Origin of the sequence: Mesobacillus zeae, from assembly GCF_003570705.1 — a bacterium.
Classification (GTDB): Bacteria; Bacillota; Bacilli; order Bacillales; family Cytobacillaceae; genus Mesobacillus_C; species Mesobacillus_C zeae.
In genome coordinates, this window is record NZ_QWVT01000047.1 from 21,180 (window position 1) to 35,199 (window position 14,020).

Here is a 14,020-nt window from a genome sequence, read left to right on the forward strand (position 1 = left end):
TCATCTATTCCGGGGCTTTTCCTCAATTTTAGTATGCAGTTTGTCCGGCTCCGCTGCGAATCGCACGCTGCCCAATGTCCTTGCGGTAAAAGGCTCCATCGCATTGAAGCTTGTCCAACTCCTTGTAAACTTTCTCCCAGGCTTCCTGAAGGGTATCAGCTTTGGCGCCGGCCAAAAGAACGCGGCCGCCATTTGTAACAAATTGGCCTTCAGTATTTTTTCCTGTTCCAGCATGGTAGATAAGCACATCTTCCATTTGATCCATTCCTGCAAGCACACTGCCTTTTTCATAGGCCTCGGGATAGCCTTTTGATGCCACAACGACACCAAGCACGGCCCTGCTGTCCCACTCTATTTCAGGCTTCCCTCCGTCAAGAAGCTGCAGAAGGACTTCAACAAGATCAGACTTCATCCGCGGCAGGATAACCTGAGTTTCCGGATCTCCAAAGCGCGCGTTAAACTCAATCACTTTTGGACCGGATGCCGTTTGGATCAAACCTGCATAAAGGATTCCTGTAAAGTGACGCCCTTCTTTCATGAGAGCCTTCGCTGCCGGAATTAGAACCGTTTCTACTGCTTCCGCCACTGTTTCCCTGCTAATCACAGGAACCGGGGAATAAGCACCCATGCCCCCGGTATTAGGGCCTTTATCTCCGTCAAAAGCACGTTTATGGTCCTGGGCAATCTCTAATGGAATGACCGTATCGCCATTCACAAAGGCCATTAGCGAGAACTCCTCGCCTTCAAGGAACTCTTCGATAACAACACTCAAAGAAGCATCCCCGAACTTCGAGCCAAGAAGCATTTCTTCAAGAGCAGCTACAGCCTCAGCCTCGGTCATGGCTACAACTACACCTTTTCCAGCCGCAAGTCCGTCTGCCTTGATGACGATTGGCGCGCCTTTTTGTTCAATATATTGCTTGGCCAGTTTGAAATCGGAAAACACTTCATAATCCCCTGTAGGAATATCGTATTTTTTCATCAATTCCTTGGCAAAAGATTTGCTGCCCTCTATTTCGGCTGCTGCTTGCTTCGGTCCAAAAACCCTGAGGCCTTCAGCAGCAAACCGGTCTGCCAGGCCCTCAAGCAAAGGAACTTCAGGTCCAATAATCGTCAATTCCACTTTTTTTTCTTTTGCAAAAGCGATTAGTTCCTCCTGCTGGTCTTCAGTTATTTCCAGGCAAACCGCACTATCAGCCATGCCAGGATTCCCGGGAGCTGCATAAACAGTGTCAACGAAAGTGCTTTCCTTGATTTTATGGCAAATAGCATGCTCGCGTCCGCCTCTGCCTACCACCAGTACGTTCATATTTTCACCTCTGCGATTGATGTGTTTTAATGTCTAAAGTGCCTGATTCCCGTGAATACCATTGCAATTCCGTGCTCATCCGCTTTCTTGATCGAGTCCTGGTCACGGACCGATCCGCCTGGCTGAATGATCGCCGTGATGCCTGCTTTAGCGGCAGCTTCCACCGTATCATCCATTGGGAAAAATGCATCTGAAGCCATAGCCGCGCCTTCTGCCCTTGCACCTGCCTGCTTGATAGCAATTTTAGCCGCACCGACACGGTTCATCTGTCCGGCCCCGATTCCAAACGTTTCATTTCTGCCCGATACGACGATTGCGTTCGACTTCACATGCTTGACGACTTTCCAGCCTAGCTTGAGCGCTTCCCACTCCTCATCGGTCGGTTTGCGGTTCGTCGGGACAGTAACAGAACTGTCGTCAAGGCTCAGGTGATCCTCTTCCTGGACGAGCAGCCCGCCTTCAATTGAAGTGAGCTTCATTTCCGGCTTCGCTTCTTTTTCAAAAGGAATGGTCAGCAAACGGAGGTTTTTCTTGCCTGATAGTTTGGCAAAAGCTTCTTCACTGAATGAGGGGGCAATGATGATTTCAAGGAAAATTTCATACAGCTTGCCGGCAGTGGCCGCATCCACTTCACGGTTTAAAGCGATGATTCCGCCGAAGATTGACACTGGGTCTGCCTCGAATGCTTTAGTGAAAGCATCAAAGACGTTTTCCCCTGTTCCGATGCCGCATGGATTCATATGCTTAACCGCAACCGCGGCTGGAGCTTCAAATTCCTTGACGATTTGCAGTGCTGCATTTGCATCATTGATATTATTGTACGACAGCTCTTTTCCATGCAGCTGCTCCGCATTTGCAACGGAAAAAGAAGAGCCAAGCGGTTTCCGGTAAAATGCCGCTTTCTGATGCGGATTTTCGCCATAGCGCAAGCTTTGCTTCAGCTCGTACGTGACAGTTAGCTTCTCAGGATTTTCTTCGCCGGAAAGCTCCGTCATATATTCGGCAATCATGGAATCATAGGAAGCAGTATGGCGGAATACCTTCGCTGCCAGCTTGCGGCGTGTTTCAAGGCTTGTAGCCCCATTCTCCCTGTATTCATTCAGGACAGTTTGATAGTCGGAGGGATCGACCATTACCGTAATATACTCATGGTTTTTTGCAGAGGCGCGCAGCATCGCTGGGCCGCCGATATCGATATTTTCAATGGCATCTTCAACGGTTACATCCTTCTTCGCAATCGTTTGCTGGAAAGGATACAGATTGACACAAACAAGCTCGATCGGAGTAATGCCATGCTCATCAAGCTGGTTTCGATGGCTTTCCTCTCCTCTTTTTGCAAGAAGGCCCCCATGGATGTTTGGATGGAGTGTTTTCACACGGCCTTCCAATATCTCAGGAAATCCCGTTACATCGCTAATGCCGATAACAGGAACCCCACCCTCGGAAAGTGCTTTTTTGGTGCCGCCAGTTGACACAATTTCAAAGCCCAGTCCGGCAAGCTCCTTTGCAAATTCCACTATTCCATTTTTATCAGAAACCGAGATGAGTGCGCGTTTTTTCATGATTCAATCCTCTCCTTCGATCCGTTCAGCAATTTTTCAAGCACCGCAGGGTAAAGAGCATGCTCCGTCTCCTGTATTTTCTTCTGAAGCGATTCCCTTGTATCATTGTTATCAACCGCAACTTCACGGCTCGCAATGATTGGGCCTGTATCCATTCCTTCATCCACAAAGTGGACTGTAACTCCTGTTACCGAAGCACCAGCTGCCAATGCCTGGCCGATCGCATCTTTTCCCGGGAAAGCAGGAAGGAGCGAAGGATGGATATTCACAATTCGCCCGTCGTATTCTCTCAGCAGCGTAGGTCCAATCAGCCTCATATAGCCGGCAAGCACGATAAAGTCGATTTTTTCATTGCGAAGCTCCTGAAGCACCGCCGATTCATACGCCTGTTTATCGGCAAAGTCTTTTGGGCTTGCAACGAAGGATGGAGTTCCGGCAGCCAATGCACGTTCAATGGCAAACGCTCCCGGACGGTCGCAGACAAGTAGCGAAATACTCGCCTGAAGCTTCTCTTCCCTGGAGAAGTCTATGAGTGATTGAAAATTGCTGCCATTCCCCGATGCGAACACAGCAATTTTTTTCATGTCCTGCCTCCGTTTTTCACGAATGAAACACCGGTACTGCTGCTGACATACCCAATTTTAAAAGCCTGCTCTCCGCACTCGTTGAAGGTGTTTATTGCTTCGTCAGCCATTTCTTCCGGAACAGCTGCCACCATCCCGATTCCCATGTTGAAGATATTGAACATTTCATTTCGGTCAAGCTCTCCTGCCGATTCAAGCAGCCCAAAAACAGGATGAATTTTCCAGCTGTCCTCTTCAATTACTGCTCCGAGCCCTTCGGGAAGCATTCTTGGTATATTTTCGTGGAAACCGCCGCCAGTAATATGGGCCAGCCCGTTGATGAAGCCTTGTTTCACCGCAGTCAGCAGAGACTTCACATAGATTCTTGTCGGCTTCAAAAGTTCCTCGCCCAATGTGCAGCCAAGCTCAGGCACAAACTGGTCTAGACTGTAGCCCGCCTTGTCAAAAAACACTTTTCGTACAAGTGAAAAGCCATTGCTGTGCAATCCGCTTGATGCAAGGCCAATCAGCACATTTCCAGCTTCGATGCGGGAACCGGTCACAAGCTCGGATTTCTCGCAGGCACCTACCGCAAACCCCGCAAGATCGTACTCTTCACTATCATACATACCAGGCATTTCAGCCGTTTCACCGCCCACAAGGGCACATCCTGCCTGTTCGCAGCCATCGGCGATTCCTTTGACGATCTGCTCGATTTTTTCTGGTTCAGCCTTCCCGCAGGCAATATAATCGAGGAAATACAAAGGTTCAGCTCCCTGGACAGCGATGTCATTTACGCACATGGCAACAGCATCAATCCCGATCGTATCGTGCCGGTCCATCATGAAGGCAAGCATCAGCTTCGTTCCGACTCCGTCAGTTCCGGAAACAAGAACTGGCTCCTTCAGACCTAGCCCGGAAAGATCGAACATTCCCCCAAAACCGCCAAGGCCTCCTAGAACTCCCGGTCTTGCCGTCCGTTTCACATGTTTTTTGATACGCTCAACTGCTTCGTAGCCTGCCTCAATATCCACCCCAGCCTGCTTATAGGCATTTGCCATTTTCATTCCTCCATTTTTTCCCCTGCTTTTTAAAAAAATAACCAGCCAGGAGGTTTTTGGCCAAAGCCAATCCTCCTATCACCGTGGCCGATTAACATTTCGCTGAAGTTTCAAGCTCCTGAGGGTATATTTCTGTCGGGTACTTGCCAGTGAAGCACGCAAGGCATTGTCCCCGTGTCTCGCCGTCAATATCTCTGCCGATTGCTTCAAGCACTCCTTCGACTGATAAAAATGTCAGGGAGTCCGCACCGATCAATTCCCTGATCTCCTCAACAGACTTGTCCGAAGCAATCAGTTCTTCTTTTGTGGATGTATCGATTCCGTAAAAACAAGGATTCTTAATCGGCGGTGAGCTGATGACAACGTGCACCTCGGTTGCCCCTGCTTCCTTCAGCATTGTGACAATCCTTCTGCTTGTGGTGCCGCGGACGATGGAGTCGTCCACCATGATTACCCGCTTGCCCTCGACGACACCGCGGACAGGCGAAAGCTTCATTTTGACACCTTGTTCCCTAAGCGACTGTGACGGCTGGATAAATGTCCGGCCGACATAACGGTTCTTGATCAAGCCCAGCTCGTATGGAATCCCTGAGGCTTCCGCATAGCCGATAGCTGCGGAAATGCTCGAGTCCGGAACACCAGTCACAACGTCCGCTTCGATTGGCACCTCTGCAGCGAGCCGCTTGCCAAGGATTTTCCTGGCAGTGTGGACATTAATGCCGTTAATGTTGCTGTCAGGCCTTGAAAAATAAATGTATTCCATCGTACACATCGCGGTTGTCGAGTTAAAAGAGTAGATTTCAGATTTGATACCCTCATCGTTGATGATAAGAAGCTCACCCGGCAGGATGTCCCTGACAAACTCTGCACCTACTACATCAAAAGCACATGTTTCGGAAGCAACCATATAGGCATCTCCCATTTTCCCGAGCGACAATGGCCTCATTCCGTTCGGATCAAGTGCCACCATCAGTTCCGTTTCCGTCATGATCAGGAAAGCATAGGCCCCCTTCAGCATCGACAGGGCATTTTTGACCCGGTCTTTCAGCAATGGGTAGCCGCCGCGTCTAATCAAGTGGGCAAGAACCTCTGTATCCGAGCTTGTCTGGAAGATACTTCCCTGCGCTTCAAGCTGATGCTTTAAGCCTTCAGCATTGACGAGGTTTCCGTTATGAGCCAAGGCTAGGCTGCCCGATTGCGAACGGAACAGAAGCGGCTGAACATTTTCGTAGCCGCCTCCTCCTGCTGTCGCATAGCGGACATGGCCGATGGCTCCCGTACCCGTCAGTTCCTTGATGGCATCTGTGGTGAAGATTTCCGATACCAGGCCTTCCCCTTTTTTTGTCTTTATTTCCAGGCCGTCTGTCACCACAATCCCTGTGCCTTCCTGCCCCCTGTGCTGAAGGCTGTGTAAGCCGTAATACGTAATTTGGGCCGCTTTCGGATGGCCCCATACCCCAAAGATTCCGCACTCCTCGTTCATTCCCTTTAGTTCAGCAAGCATGGAATAGCTCCTTTCCAGGCTTTTTTCAGCTCCGCAACCTTCAGGCCGACCGCTTTCGATCCGCCAACCATAATGTTCAGTTCAGGCTCGGCGGTTACCCTGCCGATCAGAGAGGCTTCTGCCATTCTCTCAAACTCTTTCTGGTGCTCTGCTTTTACAGATAGGATAAATCTCGATTGCGATTCACTGAATAGTGCCGCCACAACATCACCGTGGAGTTCAACTTCAGCTCCAAGCCCCTCTGCGTCCATCAGGCACTCCGCGAGGGCAACCGCGACGCCGCCCTCGGATACATCATGAGCCGAGGCCACAAGACCGTTTTGGATGACTTTAAGAATTTGTTTCTGGCATTTCGTTTCATTTTCAAGGTCGATAGACGGCGCTTTTCCGAAAATGCTGCCATGGACGATCTTTTGCAGTTCACTTCCTCCGAATTCAGCCTTTGTTTCTCCAATCATGTAAATCAGATCTCCGGCTGCCTTGAATTGCTGTGTTGTTGCATGGTCAAGGTCATGGACCAGACCGACCATTCCAATGACAGGAGTAGGATATACTGCTGTACCATTCGTTTCGTTATAAAGGGAAACATTCCCTCCAATTACCGGTGTGCTGAGTGTGCGGCACGCCCCGCTCATGCCGTCTGCAGCTTTTTCAAGCTGCCAGAAGATCTCCGGCTTTTCCGGATTCCCGAAGTTCAGGCAGTCAGTGACCGCCAACGGTTCTCCACCCGAGCAGACAATATTCCTTGCCGCTTCCGCCACCGCAATCTTGCCGCCTGTTTCCGGATCAAGGTAAAGATAGCGGGAATTGCAGTCAGTCGTCATGGCCAAACCTTTTTTCGTTCCGCGAATCCGGATGACGGCCGCATCAGATCCTGGCGCAACAACTGTATTCGTCCTTACCATATGGTCATATTGGCTATAAACCCACTCTTTGCTCGCGATTGTCGGCTGCTTCAGCAGGCTGACGAGCGCAGCTTCTGGATCTTCTACTTTTGGTATTTCATTCTCCATGTTTTGGAACTCACGGAAGTATTCCGGTTCTCTTGAAGGCTTGTAATATACCGGAGCATCCTCTGCCAATGCATCAGCCGGCACTTCAGCAACAAGCTCATCCTTGTGCGTAAGCCTAAGCATATTGTCATCAGTGACTTTGCCGATTGCCACTGCTTCGAGGCCATATTTTTCAAACAAGTCGGAGATTTCCTGTTCTCTCCCCTTTTTCACAACGATCAGCATGCGCTCCTGAGATTCGGACAGCATCATTTCATATGGCGTCATGCCAGTTTCGCGCTGCGGCACAAGGTCAAGATTCATTTCGATTCCGGAACCAGCCTTGCTCGCCATTTCTGCGGATGAGCTTGTCAGTCCAGCTGCGCCCATGTCCTGGATTCCAACAAGAGCATCGGATTTTACCAGTTCGAGGCAGGCCTCGAGAAGCAATTTTTCCATGAACGGATCGCCAACCTGGACAGCTGGACGTTTCTCCTCAGACTGCTCGTTGAGCTCCTCCGAGGCAAATGTCGCGCCATGTATGCCATCACGCCCGGTCTTTGCTCCCGCATACATAACTGTATTGCCGACACCGTGCGCCTGGCCTTTTTTAATGTCTTTATGGTCGATTAGCCCAACGCACATGGCATTGACGAGCGGATTGCCGTCATAAGCGCCATCAAATTGGATCTCTCCGCCTACTGTCGGGATGCCAATGCAGTTTCCGTAGCCGGCGATTCCCGCCACGACTTCTTCGAACAAATATTTCACGCGCGGGGATTCAAGCTCACCGAACCTTAATGAATTTAATAGAGCCACAGGGCGGGCACCCATCGAAAATACGTCGCGGATGATTCCGCCAACGCCTGTCGCGGCGCCTTGGTATGGTTCAATGGCGGATGGATGGTTATGGCTCTCAATCTTGAAAACTACTGCCTGACCATCGCCAATATCGACAATCCCTGCTCCTTCACCAGGACCCTGGAGAACTCTTTCTCCGGTAATCGGGAACTTTTTCAGGACAGGCTTTGAATTTTTATAGCTACAATGTTCTGACCACATGACGGAAAACAGCCCTGTTTCAGTGTAGTTCGGGAGGCGGCCGAGAATTTTTTCCACTTGGGCAAACTCCTCATCGGACAAGCCCATTTCCCGGTAAATTTTTTCTTCTTTTATATGATCGGGAGATGGCTCAAGCTTTAACCGCATGTGATTCCCTCCATTGTTTGAGAATTGATTTGAAAAGCTTCAAGCCGTCTGCTCCGCCAAGGAGTGGATCGACAGCCCGTTCGGGATGGGGCATCATGCCAAGTACATTCCCTTTTTCGTTCATGATTCCGGCAATATCCTTAACGCTGCCATTTGGGTTTTCACCATGGTAAGTGAAAACAATCTGGCCATTTTCTTCTAGGCGTGCGAGGGTTTCCTCATCGCAATAGTAGTTTCCTTCGCCATGTGCAACCGGAATGGAGATAATTTCATTTTTATCATAGGCGGAAGTGAACATCGTTTCATTGTTCTCCACCTTCAGGCTTACGTTCTTGCATATGAACTTCAGACTTTCGTTCCGATGCATAGCGCCAGGAAGCAGTCCAGCCTCAAGCAGTACCTGGAAACCATTACAGACGCCAAAGACAGGCTTTCCAGCTTTCGCGGCTTTTTCGACTTCTTTCATGACAGGGCTGAAACGGGCGATGGAACCTGTACGAAGGTAGTCCCCAAAGGAGAACCCACCAGGAAGCAGTATCCCATCAAACCCTTCAAGGCTTTCTGAGTCATGCCAGACATACTCCGCTTCTTCCTTCAGTTCGTCCTTGATTGCATGGTACATATCGACATCACAATTGGATCCCGGGAATACAATTACCGCAAATTTCACGAAACAACACACTCCTCGATTTCATAACGGTAATCTTCAATGACCGGGTTGGACAGAAGGCGGCCGCACATGTCTTTCACTGCTGATTCCAAATCCTGTCCCTTGTCTTCTATCATCAGTTCCATATACTTACCGATCCTGACGTCTTCGACTCCCTCGTATCCCATCTTGGACAACGAGTTTTTCACAGCAGTTCCCTGAGGGTCTAGAACACTTTCTCTTAGCGTGACATATACCTTTACTTTGAACATGTAGTCTGTCCTCCCAATCTTTCCAGAATGATTTGATATGCGTCTGTCAAAACGCCGAGGTCCCGGCGGAATACGTCCTTGTCCAGCTTCTCATTTGTTTCGAGATCCCACAGCCGGCATGTATCCGGTGAAATTTCGTCTGCGAGAATAATATTTCCTTCACTGTCCGTGCCGAACTCTAGCTTAAAATCAACCAGCCTGACACCTATCTCCTTGAAAAAAGTGATCAAAACCTTATTGATTTCCAAGGCTTTTGTTTTTAAAATTTCAACTTCCCTTTCGTCTGCGATTTCAAGGACATCAATTTGCCCTTCCGTAAGCAGAGGGTCGCCTAATGCATCGTCCTTCAAGTAAAACTCGACAAGCGGCTTCCTCAGAGGTGTACCTTCTTCGATACCAAAGCGTTTGGAAAAACTGCCGGCAGCAAGATTCCTGACCACAACTTCAAGCGGAATGATTTTCACTCTTTTAACTAGCTGCTCGGTCTCAGACAGGCGGCTGATAAAATGAGACTCTATTCCATGTTCCTTAAGCTTTGAAAACAGCAAGCTGGTAATCTCGTTATTCAGGCGGCCTTTACCGCTGATTTCCGCCTTTTTCTCGCCATTAAAAGCGGTTGCAGAATCCTTGTACTCTACCCAAACTGTCTGTTCGTCTTCCGTGCCATAAATCCGCTTCGCTTTTCCCTCATATAAAAGAACTGTTTTCTCCATTTGAACGACCCCTTTTCACGAATATTGGGAATGTTTATATTAAAGTAAAAGGCAAGGTAACAAATCCCTTGCCTTTTAAGTTTGCAGAACTTCATTGCACCTTTCTAAATCCTAGCTTACAGGCCCAGTCGGGTGAAAATGGTGTCGACATGTTTCAGGTGATAGTTATAATCAAAGCAATCTGCAATTTCTTCGCCGTTCAGCAGGCTTGTGATTTTTTGATCACTTTCGATCAGGCTGCGGAATTGGACCTGCTTTTCCCATGCTTCCATTGCCCGGGGCTGAACTGTATCATATGCCTCTTCACGGGACATGCCTTTTTCAATCAGTGCAAGCAGGACACGCTGTGAGTAAATCAGGCCAAGAGTCCTGTCCATATTGCGCTTCATGTTTTCAGGATAAACGGTCAGGTTCTTGACGATATTCCCGAAGCGGTTAAGCATGTAGTTCAGTGCGATTGTCGCATCTGGAAGGATGACCCGCTCCGCAGATGAATGTGAAATATCCCGTTCGTGCCAGAGTGGGACATTGTCATAGGCTGTGGACATATATCCGCGGATGACACGCGCTAGCCCTGCCATATTTTCCGAACCGATTGGGTTACGCTTGTGCGGCATTGCGGATGATCCTTTCTGCCCTTTGGCAAAAAACTCTTCCACTTCGCGCGTCTCGCTTTTTTGCAGGCCGCGGATTTCCACTGCAAACTTTTCGATTGATGTTGCAACCAGCGCTAGGGCTGCCATGTAATGGGCATGGCGGTCACGCTGCAGCGTTTGTGTTGAAATCGGCGCCGGCTGGATCCCAAGCTTCTCACAAACATAGCTTTCAACAAATGGGTTGATGTTTGCATAAGTGCCAACCGCGCCCGAGATTTTACCGAACTCGACTCCTTCAGCAGCCTGTTTGAATCTTTCCAGATTGCGTTTCATTTCCTCGTGCCAGAGGGCAAGCTTTAAGCCAAAGGTAGTCGGCTCGGCATGGACTCCGTGGGTCCTGCCCATCATGACAGTGTACTTATGCTCGGCAGCCTTGTTCTTGAGAATGTCGACAAAGCGTTCAATATCATTCAGCAGAATTTCATTTGCCTGCTTTAACTGATAAGAGAGTGCTGTATCCACCACATCCGTGGATGTCAGTCCGTAATGCACCCATTTGCGCTCTTCTCCAAGCGTTTCAGACACCGCGCGAGTAAAAGCGACAACATCATGTCTTGTTTCTTCTTCAATTTCCTTGATTCTATTGATATCAAATGACGCGTTCTCACGAAGTTTTGCGACATCTTCCTTCGGGATATCCCCTAGCTCTGCCCAAGCTTCACAAGCGAGGATTTCCACCTCAAGCCATGCGTTGAACCTGTTTTCTTCCGTCCAGATATTGCCCATTTCAGGCCTTGTATAACGATCTATCATCTTATGTTTCCTCCGATCTTTTCTGCTGTTTCTTCCCATATTCCTGTTGCTTCTATCTCTTCGAGTGCCTGGTCTGCAGCTATTCTAAGCAGTGTGGCATGCCCCATTTTCCGCTGCCGTTTTGCTTCGAACTTTCCGTAGAGGTGGATTTTCCAATCCCTTAATTTCGGGATTTTACCCACCAGCGGCTCCTGATGCTCGCCAAGAATATTGACCATTACAGCCGGGCTCAGCAGCCTGGTGCTCCCAAGCGGCCATCCGCATACAGCTCGGATATGCTGCTCGAATTGCGAGGTTTCACAGGCTTCAATGGAATAGTGGCCTGAGTTATGGGGCCTCGGTGCCAATTCGTTTATGTAGATTTGGTCGTCTTTTGTTAAAAACATTTCGACCGCTAGCGTTCCGACGAGCTCCAGTTCAATTGCCAGTGCTTCCGCCGCTTTAATCGCTTTTCCTTCGGCTTCCGCGGTGATTCGCGCCGGCACAATTGTCTCGTGCAGAATGTTGTTTTTGTGGATGTTTTCTGCGACAGGCAAAATTTTTGTTTCACCATTAACGCTGCGTGCCACAATGACTGAGATTTCTTTTTCAAAAGGAACCCATTTCTCCAGAACACAGGACCCTTTGCTGATTAGGTCGTCAGCACCCGCCATGTCCTCTGGTCTTTTAAGGACAAGCTGCCCCTTTCCATCGTATCCGCCCCGCGCAGTTTTCAGCACGGCAGGATAGCCGATGGAGCTGATTGCCCAGTTTAAATCTTCATTTCCTTTTATCACTTTGTAGGGAGCAACCTTCTGCCCTGCAGATTGGATGGCTGCTTTTTCGCTGATCCGGTCCTGGGTAAGCCGGAGAAGTTCCGTTCCCTGCGGCACATACGCATTTCCGGCGATCCACTCCAATGCTTCCGCGCTGATGTTCTCAAATTCATAAGTGATAATGTCGCTCATCTTCTCAAGCTTGCTCAGCGCCGATACATCATCGTAAGGAGCCACAATATGCCCATCGGCAACCTGGCTTGCCGGGCAGTCATCTGTTGGATCAAGGATCATAATTCTGAATCCCATCGCCTTTGCCGCAATTGCCATCATTCTGCCAAGCTGTCCGCCGCCAATTATCCCAATTGTCTGTCCCGGAAAAATAACTTTAGACAAGGTCATCACTGCTTTCCATGACCGTTTTTTTAGTTTCATTTCTTAGCTTCTCCAGTTTTTCGGCAATCCCGCTGTCAAAAGCTGATAAAATTTGTGCCGCCAGCAGCCCTGCATTTTGCGCACCTGACTTTCCGATCGCCACTGTTGCAACTGGAACTCCACCAGGCATCTGCACAATGGAGAGCAGAGAATCCAGGCCATTCAGTGCTTTCGACTGGACTGGCACTCCAATAACAGGCAAAGTCGTCTTTGCCGCCACCATTCCGGGTAGGTGGGCTGCACCCCCTGCACCGGCAATCACCACTTTTATCCCATTGCCCCTTGCCGCCTCGGCAAATGTGAACATCTCATCAGGAGTCCTGTGGGCGGAAATGACTTTTTTCATATATGGAACTTCCAAACTGTCAAGCATGTCACATGCATGTTTCATCGTTTCCCAATCCGATTTGCTCCCCATGATGACTGCAACAGCAGCATCCATATTCATCCCCGCCTTCAGAAAAATTAAAACCCGGACAGACTTACTTCCTCTATAAAATGAAGAGAAAGTAGTCTGTCCGGGCTGTAGCACAAAGAAACCATATCCAGGGACAACGGTCCTTGGGCACAAGTTCTATTCCCTTCCAAAATGGAACTACTTTCTCTCATAGTCCAATAATTTACGGTTATCGGGTAGAGACTCATGGGCCATATCCCCATTATTATACGAGAGAAAAAAATATTTTTATCAACACATACATATTAACAACTGGTACACTCGTTGTCAAATCAAAATCGAACAATAAGTTAAAGAAATATTACATTGTTCGTGTTTAAGGAGCGTTTAGCGAATATTCGGATAGATTTCCAACGAATATTTATACGTTAAGCTGCTTAAATCTCTTTATTCAAGCGGCTTGGCTTCAAATACAATCTGGCGCCCTGCAGGCTCATAGGACTTCTCCCCATTATTAAAAACCTCTTTAAAAATGGGCTTTTCCATTCTCCTGACAGGAGTGCAGCCATCTTTCCTGATCCTTTCAAGACACTCATCAATCGTTTCGCCATCTTCAACTGTATACAAAGCCTTTGATTTACCCATAGATGCCAGCCTTCCTTTCTCCATTGTGGCCTTTCTGCTCCAAATCTAATATACGGCCAATTCCGTTACCTGTAATATAACCTAAAACCCGATCCACCACAATTGAAGGCATAGGTAATAGTGATTATTGTACCTACTGAGCCTTTTCTCGGTTGGAATACCGGATTTGTTGAAACAGTCATTTGAACTGAATCTCTTGATTGTACTTGCGTCTGATGGGGATGCATTTCCCTATTTTTAATCCAGACATGGCCTAGATGGTGCCAGCAGTGAGCCTTTTTTTACTAAACCCTGCAGCTGATGTGGCATTTATGGGCTCGTTAGGTTAGGAGTTCCCGCTGCTTTTGAGATGGCAGTTTTTTTGAGATATCAACCAACTTTTGCGAGATATCAACCATCCTCTGAGCTATATCAATCAACTCGGAGCGGATATCGACCATCTGTTGTGAGATATCAACCAAACCCACAAGCCGCCAGCTTTCAAACTGAAACAACAAAAAAAGAACAGTCACAATGTGCTGTTCTTTCGCTTTGCCTGGCAGCGT

At 48.6% G+C, this 14,020-nt stretch carries 14 protein-coding genes and 1 riboswitch; all 14 genes read right to left on the reverse strand.

Annotated elements, in window-relative coordinates:
- Positions 1-28: 28 nt before the first annotated feature.
- Positions 29-1,309, reverse strand: coding sequence for a phosphoribosylamine--glycine ligase (gene purD / locus D1970_RS20800; RefSeq protein WP_119114771.1), 1,281 nt, complete (start codon positions 1,307-1,309; stop codon positions 29-31).
- A gap of 26 nt (positions 1,310-1,335) precedes the next feature.
- Entirely contained in the window at positions 1,336-2,871 is a 1,536-nt protein-coding gene (gene purH / locus D1970_RS20805) for a bifunctional phosphoribosylaminoimidazolecarboxamide formyltransferase/IMP cyclohydrolase (RefSeq protein ID WP_119114772.1), read from the reverse strand.
- On the reverse strand, positions 2,868-3,455 hold the full coding sequence (gene purN, locus D1970_RS20810) for a phosphoribosylglycinamide formyltransferase (protein WP_119114773.1): 588 nt from the start codon (positions 3,453-3,455) through the stop codon (positions 2,868-2,870). Before purN ends, purH begins: the two co-directional genes overlap by 4 nt.
- Complete coding sequence (gene purM, locus D1970_RS20815) at positions 3,452-4,495, reverse strand: phosphoribosylformylglycinamidine cyclo-ligase (RefSeq protein WP_119114774.1); 1,044 nt, start codon at positions 4,493-4,495, stop codon at positions 3,452-3,454. Before purM ends, purN begins: the two co-directional genes overlap by 4 nt.
- A gap of 91 nt (positions 4,496-4,586) precedes the next feature.
- Entirely contained in the window at positions 4,587-5,999 is a 1,413-nt protein-coding gene (gene purF / locus D1970_RS20820) for an amidophosphoribosyltransferase (protein ID WP_119114775.1), read from the reverse strand.
- A complete protein-coding gene (gene purL / locus D1970_RS20825) occupies positions 5,984-8,200 on the reverse strand; it encodes a phosphoribosylformylglycinamidine synthase subunit PurL (RefSeq protein WP_119114776.1) in 2,217 nt (738 codons plus the stop codon). Before purL ends, purF begins: the two co-directional genes overlap by 16 nt.
- The gene (gene purQ / locus D1970_RS20830) at positions 8,184-8,870 is read right to left on the reverse strand and encodes a phosphoribosylformylglycinamidine synthase subunit PurQ (RefSeq protein WP_119114777.1); all 687 of its coding nucleotides are present in this window, start codon (positions 8,868-8,870) and stop codon (positions 8,184-8,186) included. Before purQ ends, purL begins: the two co-directional genes overlap by 17 nt.
- The gene (gene purS / locus D1970_RS20835) at positions 8,867-9,121 is read right to left on the reverse strand and encodes a phosphoribosylformylglycinamidine synthase subunit PurS (RefSeq protein WP_119114778.1); all 255 of its coding nucleotides are present in this window, start codon (positions 9,119-9,121) and stop codon (positions 8,867-8,869) included. Before purS ends, purQ begins: the two co-directional genes overlap by 4 nt.
- A complete protein-coding gene (gene purC, locus D1970_RS20840) occupies positions 9,109-9,834 on the reverse strand; it encodes a phosphoribosylaminoimidazolesuccinocarboxamide synthase (RefSeq protein ID WP_119114779.1) in 726 nt (241 codons plus the stop codon). Before purC ends, purS begins: the two co-directional genes overlap by 13 nt.
- Before the next feature lie 116 nt (positions 9,835-9,950).
- Entirely contained in the window at positions 9,951-11,243 is a 1,293-nt protein-coding gene (purB, locus tag D1970_RS20845; protein ID WP_119114780.1) for an adenylosuccinate lyase, read from the reverse strand.
- Entirely contained in the window at positions 11,240-12,433 is a 1,194-nt protein-coding gene (gene purK, locus D1970_RS20850; RefSeq protein WP_119114781.1) for a 5-(carboxyamino)imidazole ribonucleotide synthase, read from the reverse strand. Before purK ends, purB begins: the two co-directional genes overlap by 4 nt.
- Positions 12,387-12,875, reverse strand: a complete 489-nt coding sequence (gene purE / locus D1970_RS20855) for a 5-(carboxyamino)imidazole ribonucleotide mutase (protein WP_119114782.1) — start codon at positions 12,873-12,875, stop codon at positions 12,387-12,389. Before purE ends, purK begins: the two co-directional genes overlap by 47 nt.
- Before the next feature lie 146 nt (positions 12,876-13,021).
- Positions 13,022-13,123: riboswitch (purine riboswitch) on the reverse strand.
- A gap of 154 nt (positions 13,124-13,277) precedes the next feature.
- Entirely contained in the window at positions 13,278-13,475 is a 198-nt protein-coding gene (locus tag D1970_RS20860) for an NETI motif-containing protein (protein WP_119114783.1), read from the reverse strand.
- Between the two features lie 320 nt (positions 13,476-13,795).
- Positions 13,796-14,020, reverse strand: a 225-nt coding sequence (locus tag D1970_RS22560) for a hypothetical protein (protein WP_182478600.1), incomplete at its 5' end; no start/stop codon positions are given.